Genomic DNA, 19,635 nt, shown 5'->3' on the forward strand with positions numbered 1-19,635 from the left:
CTCCCAAATTATTCATTCTCTTTTATACCTTCAATAATATTCATACTTTCAAAATCTCTATTACTTACAACTACTGCTATTAAACATACAAATACAGATATAGCAAAGAATAGTAAAGATTCCTTAATTGGGAATGTAAAAGACATAAAATTCTCTATTCCATAGTTTATATACGCATCATTATTCCAATTTGTAAATTTAACTAGATTTATAAATGATGGAATCATAGCTATTATAAAGCTAAAAACTGCATATGCTAATGCTTCATATATAAGCATTTTTTTCATATTTTTAAGACTAACACCTAATGCTCTAAGCGTTGAAATTTCTTTTTTTCTAATTAGTAGATTTGTTCTTATAGTACAGAAAATATTAATTGATGCTATTATTAAAACTAGTGCAATTATTGCTATTTGTGATTTAATGTAACTTTTATATATACTTTCTGACATTTCATGATAACTTAATCTACTATTAAATAGAGACCCTGGTATACTTCTTGAAATTTTCTGTATCTCATTATTAACAATCTCATCATATGGATTTTCTAAATTTATGCCTAATTGAGTGTATTTTTGTTCTCCTGTTATGTTTTTAGAGTGAATATTACTTGTTATAATTTCTAGATCTGGCATAAAATCGCCATCTCCCATAGCAATCCATTCATCCTTTAAAATTACAGCCACTCTTACCTTCATCTCTTTATAAACAATTGTATTATTTTCTTCAACAGGAATTTTTACAGTTATTATGTCTCCTATATTTAATTCTTTGAATATAGGCTTTATAGTATGATCATCAACTATATCATAAAAATAATTATATACTGCTACATTTGGATATCCATCAGTGTCCTTTTTAATATCATCTAAGCTACCTTCTTCAACAAAGTCATTTAACTTTTCATCTATATAATCATCATAAAGCTTTAAAACTAATTTATCTTCCATTATCTCTTTTTTTTCTACTCCATTATAGGTTGTAAATTCTTTGTTTATATCCTTATTATTAAAAGTAAACATTCCATTTGTTATTTGAATTTTATGTATACTTTTAACACCCTTAATTTTTTCTATATTCTCTACATCACTATCCGTGTATTTTGATATTTGCGGGTCTGCATTTACTCCAAATTGCATTGTTATATTATATCTATTTTGCATATCTTCAATTTTACTGTTGACCTCTTCTTGCATACTTGAGAATGTAGTAATGAATATATATCCTCCTAAAGCAATAGACAACATAGATATAGCAGCTCTAACCTTATTTCTTCCAATATTTTTAAGTCCCATAAATCCATAAAATCCAAATATTTTGCTTACTAGTCTGTCTATTCCAAGTCTACTTCTGTGATTTTTAATTTTGTCTGTATTTATTATTGATTCAATAGGTGATATCTTGCCGATTTTAAAAGTTGGTATAATACAAGATATAAAAACAGAAATTATTCCAACCAATATAGCTTTTATAACTATTTCATTATTTATATATAATTTAGGGTTAAGACCAGCTTCACTGTATAAAACTTCGTTATAATTACTAATTCCTATATATGAATATGTAACCCCAGCTACTAACCCAAGTAGTATACCTATTATTGTTATAATTAATGCTTGATAGATTATCATACACCTTACGTTTCTTTTCTTTGCACCCATCAGTCTAAACAGTCCCATTTCTTTTACTGATTGATTTAGTGTAATATTGAAAATATTAAATATGAAAATTATAGATACTGTAGTTATTAAAACATTTCTTTTAAAAACATTCGGATCACTCTTATCATCTTCTACATAACGAAGTTCCCTTACAAGAGGTACATTTGGTAGAAAGCTTTTTTGTCCTAACTTATATTTTTTCATAAGATAATCACATTCACCTTCAATATTTCTCCATCCACTTTTAAAACTTAATATACTATTATAACTAATCGCATCATTAGGTATAATGTTGTTTGTTTCATCATTGCCATAAGTTACTGCTTCGTATTGCCAAACCACATCATAGTACCCTTTTGGTTTTTCCATAACTCCTACTATTTTAAATTCTTTATTTATAGAAAATAATTGATTACTTCCGTTAGTATCTTTATAGTTCTTTTTTATTGTTAAATTTAATGTAGATCCTACTCCTTCACTTAAATTCATTGCTTCTAGTGCTTTTTTCTCTAATACTATTTCATTGTTGTTTTTAGGTAGTCTACCTTCTATTATTTTGTTGTATCTACTTTTTAGATACTCTTCGTTTGATGAAGTTAATATAAATGAGTTTCCTTTTTTATCTGAAATACGTCCTAGATTTTGTACCGAATTACCCTTTGATACTTTTTCATCAGTTTCTAATTTTTTAGCATCATCAAGTGTCAAATCACTAAACTCTACATGGTATCCACTGTAAAGTTCATGTATTGCTACTACATTGTTTTCATTTTGTGAATCTTTTATAACACTAGGTCCAAATATCAACATAACACCTAACATAACTCCTATTATTAAAAGTAATGTTCTAAGTTTATTTTTCTTTAAATATGCTAGTGACATTTTTAAGTAAATCCCCATATAATCCTCCTATTTTACTATAAATTATTTATCCAACTCATCTGTTAAGTAGATTGGTGGATATTTTAAATCTTTTAATTCTTCATTATTTTTTGAAGCTTACTACCATCTTCCTCATGATAAACTTGCAGTATCACCTTATTTACATGTAGTGCATAATAATCACCATTATAAAAATATTAGTATTTATAACCTGGATAGTTTTTGTAAAATGATTTATAAAGTATCCCATCCTAATTCTCTTTTGTATACTTTTCTTTTGTAATACGCTCTATATCATCACTTGAAACTCCTTGATATGTCATATATTTATCTATATATTTTTCAGCTTCATTCCATTTTCTAAAATAGTTGTTGTATATAATAAATCCTATTATGGCTATAATGCTTATAATTAAAGTTAATAAAATAGCTTTGTATTTTCTCATAGTGAATCTTCCTACTTCAATTTAAATTCTTTAATAAGTTTTAATTCTAAAGGCTTAGTTTTATCATCAAATTTCTTAACTTGAATTTTTATATCTCCCAAATTATCAACCTCTACATTTTCTTCACCTTTATCAAATACTTCTTCAATTTTTCTAAAAAATTCTTTCTCACTTATTTCTATATGAATCAATGATCTATATGTTATAAATGGCCATTATGAATTTATCATCTTCTGACAGCTTTTCATTATAAGAAAAATCTTTAACACATTGAATTGATAATATTTCCTTCGTATCCTTCTTGTCCTTAGTTATTGAATAATGTAAAACTTGGCTAGGTTGTTCTTTTGTATACTCCAAGTTTCCCAAAGACAAAACAAAACTTCCATCTGATTTATTTTCAGCTACCCTAAGACCACTATTTTCTATTGATTCTGATATTTTCTTTGACAAGTCTTCTTGATACTAGAAATCTGTTCAATAGTATATATTTTTTCATTTGTATCTGAAATCTTATTTGTGCATCCTGTTATTAAACCTAGTGTTAAGCTTATAGCTATAACCATAGTTATTGTAATTTTTTTATCTTCATATAATCCTCCTTATATATTGAAAACTCGTTATTTCTCATAAAAAAAAGACGCTATCTTTTTCTATTAAAAGATAACATCCCTATATGTTTAGTATCAATATATGTTCCCCAACTGGTAGGTTAATCGACCCAACTATCAAAATTTTGATTTAATGGTATATAAATATTCAATATAAATTTGTCTTTTTTATCTTCAAATGATAAATCTCCTCTATATTTTTTTATAGAAGATTTGATGCTTTAAATCCCTATTCCATGTACAAGTTTATCTTTTTTATCTGTTAATAATAAACTTTTATTCTTTCTAATTGAATTTATTTTACTATTCTCACATTTAATTACGAAATAGGACTTTGAGATAGTTCCTTTTATTTGTATATATTTATCAATACTTTTATCATGTATCTTATCGCAAGCTTCTATTGCATTATCTAAGTATTTGCAAATATATTAGATACATCTATTTGTTTTATAAAATTCACTTTGGAAAAATTGATATCACAAATGAATTTAATTTTTCTTTTTTCACTTACATCACTTTTTTCATTTATTATTATATCCAATATAACATTACCTGTATTGTAAATTGATTTAAATTCTTTAATTTAATCTTTTAAACTATTTACATACCCATCAATTTTCCTTTTTTATATTTGAGATTTTCTATACAATATATATGATTATTTATATCATGATAAAGCTTCTTAACTTTAGCGTGTGATTCTTGAATACTTAGATAATGAGAATACTGCATATCTAACTTATTTTTTATTACTTCATTTTGCAATTTTAACTTATTTTCCTTAATTATTTTTATAAACACTATAATAATTACTAAGCTACTAGCTAGTATTAACCTAGGTATCACAATATACCCAACTATATATATTTCCTAATACCCACCAAATCGATACATTTTTTTATTTATATAAATTATTAATATAGTAAATAAATTTGTTATTAAAGCAACAGATAAGTATATATAGTTTATTTTATTATCTTTATCTAGTCCCAATCTTTTATTAATAAATTTAAATATAGCACAAGCTACTATATAACTATTATTATAAGATAATAGTATATATCTACTTTAGCATTATCATAACTAAACACTAATAGAGCTTCCTCTGATGATATTACATTACTTGTAACTACAAAAAATAAATTTATAGATATAACATCTTTTATTAAAGGGTGATATACGTCAGATAAGAAAAATGAAACTATATATTTAACAATTCCTATCTTATAAAAATAATTATAGTAAGTTCCCAAATAATAAATATCAAATAATAGATTATATCATATAGATTTTTCTTCATATTATAATTATGGGTCTTATCAACGTTAAATAATATAATGATTTTAGTTATAAGATAAGCTAATAATACAGTAAAAAAAGATATTTTCTTAGTCTTATCTGTATCTTTATCGTAAGTTAATATACTTTTTAGTATCATTATTGGTGTAAACAATGATAATATTAATAATATTTTATTTATATGGTTTAGCATATTCTATCACCAATAAATTTTAGAAACCCCTCTTTTATATCTTTATATCTATATCTACTAATAGGTACTTCTTCTTGACTATCTAATATTGCAGTATTTGACTTTATATTTTCTGCATAATTTAAGTTAATTATATAACTTTTATGACATCTTACAAGTTCCTCTATATTTAAATCTTTTTCTATTTTTTCTAGGATACATATAGCATCAAAAGTTTTATTTTTTGTATGTATTAGCATGTTCTTTTTTTGAACTTCTATCTATTTTTTTGCTAGAGTAGATTTTGTATGTGTTAGACTTATTTTTATTTTTTTCAATTTTTTTGATATATGTTAATATGTGTTTTTCTAGTTCTTGAAAATTTATTGGCTTTAATAAGTATCAATAATCTCTTACTTCATATCTCTCCTGTACATAATTTATTAGAGATGTTATAAATATTATTATCTACTTTTCTTATGTTTCTTGCGATATCTATACTATTTAGTTCTGGCATTTTTATATCTAAGAGTAGTGTATCCTCTCAATTAACTTTGTAATGGTTCTTCTTTTGAGCTATATTTTTTTAATTCGATATTCTTTGTTTTTATTTTTTAATATATTATCAACTTGATTTTTTATTACGATTTGTATTTCTTTTTCATCATCACAAGCTGTTATTGTAATGATAACCTCTCCTAATATTTTATTTTTATTTAGATTCTTCACTTTAGGTTAAAACTTTTTAAATGTATTTATCAATAATATTTAAACTAAAAATGTATAAAAATACCTATATCCAATTGGATATAGGTATTCGTGGATTTCAATGGTGGAGACGAGGGGAGTCTATAAGTGGTTATTTGATTGTTTTGTTGGTTTTTGTGAATGTAGGTATATAGCTATTTAGTTATGATATTAGACTGATTTTTTTGGTTATTTTTTATTGTTTATTTTTGTGGTTGGGGTATTATTGGGATATAACTTTTAAAGTTTATAAATTGAGTCATTAATAAATATCTATTGTTTAGTCAATCTATAATATAATAAATCTTAAATAGTGTAACTATTCTAAGTAGCTGCTATTTTTATTCATACATATCTTTATATACATTTATGAGATTCAAGTATGTACATTCTTATTCTCTAATTTTTAAATATATTATCTTAAAATGATAACAGTTCTACATTTAATTAAATTTATATTTTATTGTACTTATGTAAATATAAACTAATCTATTCTCTAAATATATATTGTGATATAATTATATATAAATTAAAATAGGAGTATTATGTAAAGATCTTCGCTATACTCTTATAGAAAGGATACTTAATATATGGCTGTTAATTACCTAGATAACAACAATTTAGAAAATTTATATGATGAAATGCAGGCCGTATATCTTAATGATGATAGACCTTGGATAATCGGATATAGTTCTGGAAAAGATAGTTCTTGTGTAGTTGAACTTACATTTAGAATGCTTAAAAGACTACCCAAAGAAAAAAGACATAAAGAGATTTATGTAATCTCATCTGATACACTTATAGAAAATCCAATAATACTTGATTATCTAAAAAATAATATAGACAAGATAAATGAAAGTGCTACTGAACATGATTTACCTATAAGTGCACAGATTGTATACCCAGAACTTAATGATAGTTTTTGGGCCAATATAATTGGTAGAGGTTACCCTACTCCAAAGTCTATTAAATATCGTTGGTGTACTGAAAGGCTTAAGATAAAACCATCAAATAAATTTATAAAAGAAAAACTTGAACAAAAAGATGTTATTGTACTGCTTGGCGTTCGTAAAGAAGAAAGTTCTGCTAGAAAATCGAGAATCGAAAAAAGAGAGATAGAGGGTTACCTTCTTACCCCACATGAAACCTTAAGAGGTAAAAATAAGTTAGCTTATGTGTATACCCCTATAGTCAATTTTAGTACAGCAGATGTTTGGGATGTACTCTATCATCAAAATGATAATTTCATAGATTTTGGTGGTGAATTTGGACCATCTCCATCTACCTCATGGGGAACTGATGCTATGGAATTATTTCAGATGTATATGAAAGGTTCTGGTGACTCAGATGAATGCCCATTTATAGCAGATGAAGCTAGTGCTAAAAGTAGCTGTGGAAATAGTAGGTTTGGATGTTGGATTTGTACTGTTGTAAAAGAAGACAAATCATTAAACGGATTTATTGAATCTGGTCATGATGAATTAAAGCCACTTTTGGAATTCAGAAGTTGGCTAATTTCTGAGAGAGATAAACCTAAAAATCGTAAAAAACATAAAAGAAATGGCTCTGTTATTAAAAAAGATGGTAAAATCATGTTTGGACCATTTACATTTGAAGCAAGGCAAACTATTTTAAGAAAACTTTTAGAAACTCAACTTGAAATGCAAAAATTTTATCCTGATTTACAACTTATACAATTAGGAGAACTTAAAGCTATAGATGAGATTTGGGATAACGAAGAAGACTTAACTGGTAATATATTATCAAAAATATATAAGGAAGTTGTAGGTAAAAACCTACCATGGTCTGAATATAAAAAACCAGTATTTGATGACCTTACTTTAAATATTATATCTGAAAAATGTAGTGAGTATGATATAAATATTGATTTATTTAATAAATTAATCATAGATACAAATAAATATAAATATTTTAGTAATAATACTAAATTAAAAACTTCCATAGAAAGAATATTAAATCAACAGTGGCTTCATCAAGATATTATTGAAAAGATTGAAGAAGAAGGCAACAAGGAGTTAAAATATGAAAATAAATAAACTTGTATTAAAAAATTTCAGATCTTATGAAGAAGAAACAACATTCAATCTAAATACTACTAGTGACAAAAATATTATATTGATAGGTGGTAAAAATGGTGCTGGTAAATCTACAATATTTGAGGCTATAAAGCTATGTATATATGGACCTATGGCTTATAAATATCAAGGTTTCAACGCTTCATATATATCTCAAGTTAAATCTAACATAAACAATAATTCTCTAATAAATAGTAAGATTGATACTTTAGTATCAGTAGATATAGAAATCAGTGAAGGCACTGAAGAAAATATCTATACTTTAATTAGACAATGGACTTTCAAGGATGAAAAATTAAATGAGACATTTTTAGTTTATAAAAATTTTTCAACTACACCATTAAATGCTGACGAACTTAACTATTTTGAGAATTATATTACATCTATTATTTCTCCTAAAATCTTTGATTTTTTCTTTTTTGATGGAGAACATTTGTATGATTTTTTTGTAGGTAAAAATTCAAATATACATTTAAAAGAATCTTTATTATCTCTTTGTAATTTTGATACATTTGATATTTTAAAAAAAGTGTTGATTTCAACTAATAGATCTAATAAGAATGTTTCAGATGAAATTAATATTGTAAAAGATAGCTATTTAAATTTAGAGATGGAAATCAATACTTTAAACTCTCAAGAAGAAATTTTTTCTTATGAATTACAAAAAATTTCAAATGAAATTGAGAAGTTACAACAAGAACAATTAGAAGTAAAAAAAGAATTCAGGAAAAAGGGTGGAATCCTAGCAGAAGAAAGAGAAACCCTTAATTCTAGAATTGCTGAATTAGAAGGAAAGAGATTTATAATTAATCAAAATATAAAAGAGTTTTGTAATGATATACTTCCCTTTTTAATTGTAAAAAAACAGATATCAAATTTAGAAAAACAACTTAAAACAGAGAATGATATCCTACTATATTCTCGCCTTAAGGATAAATTAAATATTGAGTATATAAAAAATCTACTTTCAGATAAGATCATGCCTTCTGCCTTAGATGAAATAGCTTTAACTGTTTCTGAAGCTTTAACAGAAGATATAAAGCCAGATAGTTATGAAGAAAACTTTAAATCTATCCATAACCTTTCTGATGATGAGAGTAGAAAATTATTATCTCTGATAAACACTATTTTAAATTTTGATAATAATTCTATAATTAATTCTTTTGAAGAACATAGAAGTATATCAAATGAATTAGCTGATATAAGACACAAGTTAAATACTAGCCTTAAAGATGAATCTTTAAATACATATATTAATGATATGTCCAATTTATCAAGCAAAATTGATTCTTTATTAGGATCAAAGAATTTACTAGTTACTTCTTTAGATAAATTAAAACTTGAAATAGCTGAAACTAAAAGTAGGAGGGATAAATCTAAGGCTAAATACATATATTTACTTCAACATAATAATATTGTTGATATATCTACTAATCTTATACTTATGTTGGACGAAATAGTAACAACATTAACAGAAACTAAAATTAAACTAATTCAGGATAACTTTATGTATATATTTAAAAAGATAATTCAAAAAGACAATTTTATTAGCCACATAGATATTAATGTCAACTTTGATATTTCTTTATATATAAATAAAATATATAACTCTTTAGAGCTTGAAAATTTAGCAAAAAACATAGGAATTGAAGGAATGGAGAAAAAGTTGGGAAAATTATTTTTTGATGATTTATTTAATTTGTATAGCGTAGAAGATAAATATGAGCTATTTAATGTTATAAGAAATAATACTCAATCTACATTTTTAAATCTAAGAACTAAAGTTGACATAGATGAATTCTCTAGTGGCGAGAAACAAATATATGTTCTTTGTTTATATTGGGCTTTACTTAAATCCTCAGGTATAGAAATCCCCTTTATTATAGACACTCCTTATGCTAGAATAGATGATACTCATAGAAATAGCATTACTAGTGAATATTTTTCTACAATAAGTCATCAAATTATAATACTATCTACTAATACTGAAATAGATGAGAAATTATATAAAATAATAAAACCTAAGTTAAGTAGAGAATACTTGCTTGAATATGATAGCAAAAACAAAAAAACTATACAAAATAAAGGATACTTTTTTGAGGTGTAATTATGAGATTTAAACTTAAAACATCAACACAAACAAAAGAAATATTTGAAGAGTTAGGATCTAGAATGAATTTGAAACCATTTGCTCTTTGCAAACTGGCTATTTCAATGTCGTTAAGTTATAGTGAATCAATTGAAAGTTATGAGAACATTGATAATAATGGTCTTGAGCTTAATAGACAAACCATAACCAATCAATATGATACTTTATTTAAAACTTTATTTGAACAGCATATAGGTAGACATTTAAGTGATAATGAATATTTTCCTAACCAAGTAAAGCTTCATATAGATAGGGGTGCAATTATGCTTAAAAACAGATACAATTATTCCAGTAATTTAGAACATTTTATCACTCAAATAATACAAGAAGATAACAATCTATAATATGATTCAATATGTAACTAAAAAACTAAAACTTTTAGATTTAATCAATAGGATAGAAAATAAATAAAACCGTCTATCCTATTGATATAGTTCTTAAAGTTTATCTAATTATTAATCAATTAAATCTTCTTTTGAATGTAGCAAGTGTATAGGTTTTATCCTATACTGATAACAACATATTTTATTATATGAGCAATATCTACAAGCATGTTCAGATACTTTATATCCTCCCTCAACTACAATATTATCTTTTTTAAAATACCATCCATCATTAATTCCAAGAATATAGTCATTTATATATTCATTTGCATTTAGTAAGTTTAGACGATTTCTAATATTAATTATTTTATTTTTATTTGTTACATATAAATTATGATTTGATATTTTACCTATCCAACAATGATATAGTTCTCTATCAACTTCATATATTTTACACTCCTCTGTAAAATATACTCTTTTATTATCAATTCTTTTATTTTTTAAATATTCTAAGTTATCTACTATAATTTTATTAATCTCAGATTTGATGAAATAATTACCATAAATAGGTTCTAGTGTCTCTGGTAAAGATTTTTCAAGACAATCTAGTCTTTCACCAGCAGTCCATTTTTTGAGTAAATTAAACTTTTGATCCAATAATAGTTTTTTATGGTATTGTAAAATTTTTTTCCACGCAATACTAATATAATATTTTATAATTTCTCCTAAATACATCTTCACTTGTAACTCATCTTTATAATGTTTTGCAGCATCATTAATAACATATCCATACATAAACTTATATGGGCAACAACTAAATGACTCTATAGCATCTTTATGCCATTTTTTATCTATTTTAAAACGTTTTTTTGGCTCTTTATTAATTGGAGAAGTGCAACTTTCAATATTTCTGCAATTTGATTGATCAAAATCCTTTCCTATATTCATAAACATGTTTAAAATATAGTATGGTGTATGTTTATACTCTCCTTGATTTTCAATATAACTTAACTTAAGTGAAATAATTGGATTATTTATCAAATAATATAATCCTTGAAACAATAGACAACGTTTATATTTTGCATAGTTTATACAAATTGTATGTATAAAGGAAGAAATATTTTTTGATATAATAAAATCATCACTTAATGGCCATGGTAAATTATCTATATCACAATTAATCATATTTTCATTTGACAACATAGTTAAATGGTAGCATTTTTGTCTCAAAGTATTATTTTTATAATTTGCTGCTTCTGAAAGAATATCGCCTTCTAATTGCTCAAAATCACGCACCAACCAATTAATATCAGTACCTTCTTTGCTATCTAAATAATATGCCATAGTATCCTTTATTGTGTTTAAGTCAGTCTTATTAGTTTCATCATCAATATGAATAATTTGATTTTTAATTTCATCCATTAATCTTTTTTCTTCTTCTAATAGAGGTTTCCAAGCTTTTTCATCATTTAATATTTCTAGTAAATCCATAAAATGCTTTTTACTTGTTTGTGATTTATTACAAAATATCTTATTTGCAATTTCGTTAATGTTTTCAATTACTTGAATAAATCTATTATATTGGTCTATAGTTAAATTAAGATAACTAAGATTATCTAAATTCTTCATTTTATTTTCGTTTCTTTCTTTAAAATATATTAGTTTTTTTATTCGATCAATAAAATCTTTTACATTCATACCATTAGGCTCTTTATCAATACCAATATAAAAACGTAAACTTTCAAATACCTCTAATGGATGAATATCATGCCATACATCTAAATTTAAACATTCAGCTAAATCTCTACTATTTAATATAAGTTTATGATTCTTCAAATCCCACATATTATGAATTGCATAAATAAATTGTCCAATTGGATAACTAAGAAAAGGCTTAACTTTAAATTCATCTGGATAAAATACTTGAAATATTTTATTCATTTCTGTACCTTTAGAACCATAAAATTGCTCCTTCATCCTTCCGACTGAACGTATCCCTTTTTTATTCTTTGTTTCATCAAATATATTACACACTTTATTGACAAATTGCATTGTAGAATCATATTTTATTAAAATCTTACTTCTATGACATAGTTCTTTTTGAAGTTCTTTTGATGTATCTATAAGTATCTTCTGATACTCTCTTTCATCTTCATCCTCATAGTTTTGAATAATAGCTTCACTTTTATTTAATATATATCTAATATCCTGACTACTATTATGATTAAAAAGTTCATCAATATCCTTAGAATTTAAATTTAAGTCTGGGCCAAATTCATTTCTGCTTATCTTAAAGAAATTACTTTGTTTATTGATTACACCATTTACAACTTCAGCAAATATACTACCAACTTCTCTGTGATTAGCAGAATCATGACTATCAATTTTTATATTATTCTTTGGAATTTGAAATATTTTAATTAGATGATCATATATATCATTCCAAAATTCATAAATATGATTGAATTCTTTATTATAACAATTTAATACAATTACATTATGATCTCTTTCTAAATCTCTTAACAATCTTAAGTGAATTGGATTTAAATGATAGACACCATGAATTACTATAGTCTTATATGACTTACATTCAGTAGTAGCTAGATTACGAACATACTCTAGTTCTTTTGATGAGTATCCAATTTTATCAAGCAAATCATCTTTAGAATTAAATTTCCAATATTCTAAAGTCTTATCTGATATATTAAATAATCCATGCTGGTCAAACAGTTCATCAAATATTTCAAAAATATGACCTTCATCATAATTATGATTTAAACTCTTTTCTTCTGTATTCTTAACAATATCACTAATTTCTTTTATCACACATTTATGAATTACTTCACTTAACTTTGATTTAACCCATAATGTATCTATCCACTCAGGTTTCCAATAATTTTTGTTTCCATCAATGTATATTTGTTCTAAAAGTCTTTTCAGTATCTTTTCTTTAAAAACTTCTTGAATATCATTAATTGCTGAAAATTTATTAAATATGTTCTTATTGTAATAATCTTTTAAGAGCAAATCTTCAGTTTCAATCAAATATTTACAAGAATCTAGTATAGATTTTTTATTTTTTACAAAAGCTTGTCTTAAACCCTCTGTACTTGAATCATTAAGTTCATTAATTAATTTAGATATATCTTTATATCGCTCTATATCACTATGAGATTTAAGCCAATTTGGATAAAGTTCTTTTATCAATAAATCTATAGTAGAAATGCATGGAAAAGTATTTCTACCATAAAATTTTCTCATTCCTATTGCTAGTACTTCAGAGGAACAAAAATGAGGTGCTCCTTCTATTTCATTCCAGAAGATTGCATCTTTCAATTGTACAGAATTTTTATATGTATAGATTTTCATATTATTTTCCTCCACCTTACATTAGATAATGTGCCCAACAATTTTTTTTAGAAGTATTATTTTTTTCAAATCTTTCTTCATCCACCATAAAGTAAAAAAATTTTTTTGAACGTGTTAATGCAACATATAAAATTCTTAATTCTTCTGATTGTATAGTTTCATTTTTCTTATTATTTTCACAATCAAAATTGGTTGATTCATAAATTAGACACTTTCCATCAGCTTCTTTTAATTGCATATAGATCTCATTTGTATCTTCTCTATAAATAAATTGTGTTGATCCTCTTGACTCTGTTATATCATTCATTGTAAATGGCATGATTACTGTATGATACTGAAGACCTTTAGATTTATGTACTGTTGTACATAATACACTTATTTTTTCTCCAAAAAAATTATTTTTAGGCAAATCAATATCAATATCTTGCATTGCAAAAATACCAATAGTTAAAATTTGATGTATCTTATTAAGTGTTAAATAGTCTGTTTTATTATCATCTATTAATTTTTGAAATAACTGAAATAAATTTTGACGATACTCATTTCTAGCTTCAATGAGCTTATTCTGGTTACATATATCATTAAAATCAACAGTTTTATATCTTTCTGGTACATAGTGTTCCCATGGTTTAATTTCATTAACAATCATTCGAAGGATCTTTAAACTTGGGCTATTCTTTAAATTTGGATGTTTTTTCCCATAATTATATAATACATCATAATATTTTCGTAAAGATACATGATTATTTCCAGACCTAATTATTTCAAAGGTTTCAACATCCATTTTTTCATAAGCTTGATATAGCTTTATTTTCGATTCTTTAATTCTGAAATCACTATAAGGAGTTTCTAAAATACTATATCGTTTAGCACCATCTTCTGTATCCATCAAAAACTCAACTAATTTATAAAAATCAATAACAGCATCAGTATTATAAAATAATCCACCATTATCAAATTTAATTTCATATTCTTTATTCTCTCCAAACAAAGCACGTATTTGATCAACCTCATAATTATTTCTTGTTAAAATAGCAATTTGTCCATCTTCATTATTTTTTTTCATTCTTTTAACACAATTATCTACGAGTTCTATTAAGTTATTTTCACTATATTTAAATTGTTCATAACACCCTGAATAAATTCTTCCAATTCCTTTTTGAGCTACTAATTTATCTTTATTTTGATAAGGGAAAAAATCATTTGGCATTTTAGAAAACACTTCATTTATTTTTTTTACTAAGGGTTCCTCTGTTCTATAATTTTTTCTTAGAAAACATGATATCCAATTTCTTTGTTGAAAGTTAGTATCTACACATGTAAGTTCTAAAAATGAAGTTCTTTCTGCTCCTCTGAATCCATAAATACACTGTTTTTCATCTCCAACAACAAAAAGTGCAATATTGAAATAGTCCGCAAAAAATCTTATTAATTGTATCTGTTTATTATCTGTATCTTGAAATTCATCTATAAACAAGTATTTTTCATAATTTTCTTTAGTATTATTAACACAACTAGTTTTTATCAATTTATTTTTGACCTTCTCTAATTGAATAACTAATTCATTCATCGAAATAAAGTTTTGACTACAATTAAAACTATCATATTCACTATTTGTAGAAATAAGTACAGACTCTATAAAATTTTTCATACGAATAGTTCCCTTCCCTACATCAGGTCCCACAATAGAAGCATGTTTTATTTTATCAAATTGAATCTTTCGATTAATAAGAAACGAACGCAAAGCAAGAATATGATTAGCAATTTCATAAATATTTATATTATGGAAATCATCTATAATTTCCTTAGTTATCTCATCATTAATATATTTTCTTAAAATATTCTCTAATTCAAACTTTCCGCTTTTTAATGAGAAACTATTAGAAAGACCTAATAAATGAGCAAATTTAGATAAAATATATTTTGTAAATGAATCTATTGTTTTAATTTTCATTCTACCTAATTGTTCTAATAAATCCATATATACTTTATTATGTGTTAACTCAAAGTACTGCATAAAATGTTTCATTAATCGTTCCTTCATCTCATCTGTTGAATTATTAGTAAATGTTATCATAGAGATTAGATCACTAATAGATTCCTTAGAGTTTCTATAAATAATCTCCATATGTGCAACAAATGAAACTCGATCAACCATAGTATATGTCTTTCCTGTACCAGCACTTGCAGTTACAACAATGTTTTGACGAAGAGGTGAATGTTCAACTATATACTGATCAAAATTAAATGAAGTAAAATTATCTGCAATACATAATATATTCCACAAAGCTTGATCTAACAGATCTTTTGGTGTAAATTCTTGTACAATAAAATTGTCAGGTTTTATTTTGACAATCTCTTCTATTCTCTCTCCATTAATAATTTCAATATTATCATGATTACTAAATAGATTGTCAATGCTTGTATCATCATTAGATAAATCTATAAAATACATATTGAATAAAAATAACAGTTCATTTTCCTTATACTTATTTAAAAATCTTTTTTCATATTCTAACAATATTTTTTCTTTCTCATCTCTTGTAAAATTAACTAATATTAGAAACTGCTTTATTCCTTCTTTACGTTCATTACAACAAATCTCCAAAAGTGGTTCTATTTCACAACCTGTCTTAACTATACGTAATTTAGAATAAGGAATAATTTTAGATAGTTTATGTGATTCCGTTAATTCTTCTTGTAAAACAGAAGAAAATTTTATCAATTCCATTTCTTCATCATTAACTTCATTCGATTTGCAAAGTTGATCTACTTCTTCATTAGTATTGTCTATTATAAAATCAATACCCAATTCTTCTTCTCGCTTAAGTTGCTCTTTACATAGATCTACATATTTTTTACGTTCACCTAAAAGAATATACCTTCTCGCAATATTATAATAACTATCATCGAAATCTACTTCACTGCTTATAGAATTAAAAATTATATTAAGTGCATTTATAAAACGATGGTAAAATATATTTTTATTCTTAAACCAATCTTTTGTGATTACAAGTTTTGTTGAATAACAATAATCCAAGTATAATTCCTCATACTCTTTATCTGTCATATTAGGCATTGCTGCCATTCGTCCTATTTTACATATTGGTAAACATATGTTATTCCTTTTTAAAAAACCTGAAAAATCTCTCATCATTGTAAATACATAATCATTTGCTTGTTCTGCTGGATGCCTTTCACCAGTTTTAAATCTTTCATTTTCATACTCTTTCTTTACATGTATAATAAAATTACTTGACATATGATCAATCATTTCTACAGTATAGCCCTTTACTTCTATTATTAATATGCCTCTATTTGGTATAACCATAGCAATATCACATTCTCTTGTCTCAATCTTAAATCTATGTTGTCCTACATAGCAATCATCATTAATAGCTTCTTCTATCCATTCACATACCTTACCTTCAGCGCTATTTCCCTGGTATAAATCTTCATATATACGGTCCTCTTGATTAGGTTCAATCTTTCCCATTTGATATCCTCCCTAGATATAAGTTTATTAAGAATTTAATATTGCATCCTTAATTGCTTATACTATTATCTTTCTAGTATAATTAATATCTTCATATTTAATTTTTACTTGATTATACTTATTTAGTAAATCTTTTTATACACATTAATTTGTATTATTTTTTATAATAAACATATATTATTATTTAATCTTCTATACATATTTAAATTTACCACTATTATGATATATAGAATTCTATAAGTTCTAACTATGATAAGGAATATTAAAATAAGACATCTTTAAGCATTTTGATATTAAGTTTAATATAATTTTATCTCTTCAAATATTTATTCAGGTCCTTATATAATATGTTTATTTATAAAATTAGACATATACTTTTAAAAACCTTTATTTTATGCTATTATTTTACTTAAAAAACAAGTACATAGATTAATATATTTACTACTTTAATATAAACATGCTATATATAACTTCTAAAATGATACTATCTAATACCCACTCTACTAATACACATTTTTTATTCCCATCTAGTAAAACCTTTTCTAACAATTTATTAATCTCTCTAATCACTTTGCAATATCCTACATAACTTATCTTTTTCTAAAATATCTCTATGCATATGTACTTAATTGAGCAAATTGAACAACTGATATATTAAATTTTAAAGTAATATTTTTTACTTGCTCTGATAAGTCAGCAAATTTAGTTTCTCCTATTTCTTTAGCTTCATAATCCAAAATTTGCAAATAATCAATTATTACTAAACTAGATTTAATACTCTTTATTTCTCGCTTTATCCCTGATATTGTATTTACAGAGTCATTTATATAAAGATTATTTTCTTGATTTATTATACTTAAAACTTGTATATATTTGACTATTTCATCATCATCTAAGTTTTTATTCTTCATTTTTACAATTGATATTCCAGTTAGTGATGCTATATTTCTAAACAAAATCTGTATATTACTCATTTCTCTACTTATAAAAAATACTTTCTTACCTTGAAGTATTACATTTCTAAGTATTTGTAAAGCTAATGCTATTTTTCCTCTTCTACTTTTAACTGCTATTGGAGTTAGTTCACCACCATATAAACCTCCTATAATATTCTCTAGGAACTTTATTCTAGTCTTAGCACCTTCATTTATTTCATCATTTATATTATTCAAATGCTCTCTCTGATATAGCCGTTATACTTGAATCCTTTTTTATTAATTTCTGATTAGTTTTATTTATATCATTTTCTAACTGATATATAAGAGTATTATCACCTTTTCTAGTTTACATTTGTAAACTTTATATTTTAATTATAATGTCCATATATGTATATACCCAATAAAAATATATTATTCTTCTGTTCTCATTTGTGTACTTTTAGGATATACTTTATACGAGGTGATAATATTGCAAATTGGAAAAAACTTAAAAAAGATAAGAAAACAAAAAGAACTAACACAGATTCAACTTGCTGAAATTAGTGACATCTCAAGAAATGCTCTAATAAATTATGAAAATGATAAAAGAATACCTAATATAGATACCTTATCAAAACTCGCTAAAGCTTTGAAAATTGAAAAGACTATCTTTTATTTTGATATTGAAAATGAAGTAATTACTAATGAAGATGTTTTATACTTTTTACAGTCTTTATTCCCAGAAGAATACTATTCTTTTGATGAATTTTTAAATGCTATTTCAAATCTTATGGAAGATGATGATATTAGAATTACCTCAAGTTTATTGCTAGGTGCTTGGTCTGATAAAGACCAATATTATAAACTTGGTGAAAAATTAGAACTAAATGAAAATCAAGTTTATAATTGGATACTTTCAGATTGTATATCTAATACTGAATTAGATTTTTCATTACATCCTGATGACATAAAAGAAATTATTAAAAATGATGTTCTTACAAAACAATCAATTGATGAATTATTAGATATTGGTCTATCAGAAGAAAATATAGAAACAATCTATGATTACTTTAGTGACTCAACAGATAATGGAAGTAATATTCGACTAAAAAAATTAATATCTCAAAAAGAAAATATTACTATTAAAAATAATGATTACTTTAAATTATTACAAGAAAATAACGAATTAAAGGAAAAAAATGAAAAGCTTGAAAATACACTTAAAGAAATAAAAAAACTACTAACTAAAATATAAAATAATATCAATACTATCTAAAGCAATGATAAAAAACTATGAATGGAGTTACAATTATGAATAAATCATATATGCTAAAATACACATATAAATGCCCTACTAATTTATTTCATGGAGATAAAAAATATACTCTGATATACATTAAAAGAATTATGAGTAAGTTAGTATATAACATAGATAATCTAGAAAATAACTCCTTTATATGTGTA

At 24.6% G+C, this 19,635-nt stretch carries 15 protein-coding genes; 4 read left to right on the forward strand and 11 right to left on the reverse strand.

Features of this window, described 5'->3' with window-relative positions; translation table 11 throughout:
* Positions 1 to 8 precede the first annotated feature (8 nt).
* The 7 genes from CDIF1296T_RS16285 to CDIF1296T_RS19950 all read right to left on the reverse strand — a co-directional run bounded on the left by CDIF1296T_RS16285 (position 9) and on the right by CDIF1296T_RS19950 (position 5,334).
* Positions 9 to 2,561 carry an FtsX-like permease family protein gene (locus tag CDIF1296T_RS16285; RefSeq protein ID WP_009898247.1) on the reverse strand — a complete coding sequence of 851 codons (2,553 nt, stop codon included), beginning with the start codon at positions 2,559 to 2,561 and terminating at the stop codon, positions 9 to 11.
* A gap of 233 nt (positions 2,562 to 2,794) precedes the next feature.
* On the reverse strand, positions 2,795 to 2,989 hold the full coding sequence (locus CDIF1296T_RS16290) for a DUF3139 domain-containing protein (protein ID WP_009898248.1): 195 nt from the start codon (positions 2,987 to 2,989) through the stop codon (positions 2,795 to 2,797).
* Positions 2,990 to 3,000: 11 nt separating this feature from the next.
* Positions 3,001 to 3,180 (reverse strand): hypothetical protein, encoded by a 180-nt coding sequence (locus CDIF1296T_RS16295; protein ID WP_009898249.1) that lies wholly within the window; start codon positions 3,178 to 3,180, stop codon positions 3,001 to 3,003.
* A 4-nt stretch (positions 3,181 to 3,184) separates the two neighbouring features.
* Positions 3,185 to 3,442 (reverse strand): hypothetical protein, encoded by a 258-nt coding sequence (locus tag CDIF1296T_RS16300; protein WP_009898250.1) that lies wholly within the window; start codon positions 3,440 to 3,442, stop codon positions 3,185 to 3,187.
* A 379-nt stretch (positions 3,443 to 3,821) separates the two neighbouring features.
* A complete protein-coding gene (locus CDIF1296T_RS20105; protein WP_079747519.1) occupies positions 3,822 to 4,028 on the reverse strand; it encodes a GHKL domain-containing protein in 207 nt (68 codons plus the stop codon).
* Between the two features lie 175 nt (positions 4,029 to 4,203).
* On the reverse strand, positions 4,204 to 4,449 hold the full coding sequence (locus CDIF1296T_RS19810) for a hypothetical protein (protein WP_009898255.1): 246 nt from the start codon (positions 4,447 to 4,449) through the stop codon (positions 4,204 to 4,206).
* Between the two features lie 639 nt (positions 4,450 to 5,088).
* On the reverse strand, positions 5,089 to 5,334 hold the full coding sequence (locus CDIF1296T_RS19950; RefSeq protein WP_009898261.1) for a LytTR family DNA-binding domain-containing protein: 246 nt from the start codon (positions 5,332 to 5,334) through the stop codon (positions 5,089 to 5,091).
* A gap of 1,077 nt (positions 5,335 to 6,411) precedes the next feature.
* Between CDIF1296T_RS19950 and dndC the strand changes: the two genes are divergently transcribed.
* Genes dndC through CDIF1296T_RS16325 form a run of 3 tightly spaced genes read left to right on the forward strand, consistent with a single transcriptional unit; the run spans position 6,412 to position 10,410 of the window.
* Positions 6,412 to 7,878 carry a DNA phosphorothioation system sulfurtransferase DndC gene (dndC, locus tag CDIF1296T_RS16315; protein ID WP_009898265.1) on the forward strand — a complete coding sequence of 489 codons (1,467 nt, stop codon included), beginning with the start codon at positions 6,412 to 6,414 and terminating at the stop codon, positions 7,876 to 7,878.
* Complete coding sequence (locus CDIF1296T_RS16320; protein ID WP_009898268.1) at positions 7,865 to 10,024, forward strand: AAA family ATPase; 2,160 nt, start codon at positions 7,865 to 7,867, stop codon at positions 10,022 to 10,024. Before dndC ends, CDIF1296T_RS16320 begins: the two co-directional genes overlap by 14 nt.
* 2 nt (positions 10,025 to 10,026) lie before the next feature.
* Complete coding sequence (locus tag CDIF1296T_RS16325; protein WP_009898270.1) at positions 10,027 to 10,410, forward strand: DndE family protein; 384 nt, start codon at positions 10,027 to 10,029, stop codon at positions 10,408 to 10,410.
* A 111-nt stretch (positions 10,411 to 10,521) separates the two neighbouring features.
* Here CDIF1296T_RS16325 and CDIF1296T_RS16330 read toward each other — a convergent pair whose 3' ends face one another.
* The 4 genes from CDIF1296T_RS16330 to CDIF1296T_RS16340 form a co-directional block, all read right to left on the reverse strand.
* Positions 10,522 to 13,758 (reverse strand): hypothetical protein, encoded by a 3,237-nt coding sequence (locus tag CDIF1296T_RS16330; RefSeq protein ID WP_009898273.1) that lies wholly within the window; start codon positions 13,756 to 13,758, stop codon positions 10,522 to 10,524.
* A 16-nt stretch (positions 13,759 to 13,774) separates the two neighbouring features.
* The gene (locus CDIF1296T_RS16335) at positions 13,775 to 17,254 is read right to left on the reverse strand and encodes a UvrD-helicase domain-containing protein (protein WP_009898275.1); all 3,480 of its coding nucleotides are present in this window, start codon (positions 17,252 to 17,254) and stop codon (positions 13,775 to 13,777) included.
* A gap of 441 nt (positions 17,255 to 17,695) precedes the next feature.
* Complete coding sequence (locus CDIF1296T_RS19910) at positions 17,696 to 17,824, reverse strand: hypothetical protein (RefSeq protein ID WP_009898276.1); 129 nt, start codon at positions 17,822 to 17,824, stop codon at positions 17,696 to 17,698.
* A 41-nt stretch (positions 17,825 to 17,865) separates the two neighbouring features.
* Complete coding sequence (locus CDIF1296T_RS16340) at positions 17,866 to 18,426, reverse strand: DnaB-like helicase C-terminal domain-containing protein (protein ID WP_009898277.1); 561 nt, start codon at positions 18,424 to 18,426, stop codon at positions 17,866 to 17,868.
* A 226-nt stretch (positions 18,427 to 18,652) separates the two neighbouring features.
* On the opposite strand from CDIF1296T_RS16340, the gene CDIF1296T_RS16345 reads away from it, so the two are divergent.
* Positions 18,653 to 19,426: a helix-turn-helix domain-containing protein gene (locus CDIF1296T_RS16345; RefSeq protein ID WP_032509307.1), complete on the forward strand. Its 774-nt coding sequence runs from the start codon at positions 18,653 to 18,655 to the stop codon at positions 19,424 to 19,426.
* Positions 19,427 to 19,635 lie beyond the last annotated feature (209 nt).

Source organism: Clostridioides difficile ATCC 9689 = DSM 1296, from assembly GCF_001077535.1.
Classification (GTDB): Bacteria; Bacillota; Clostridia; order Peptostreptococcales; family Peptostreptococcaceae; genus Clostridioides; species Clostridioides difficile.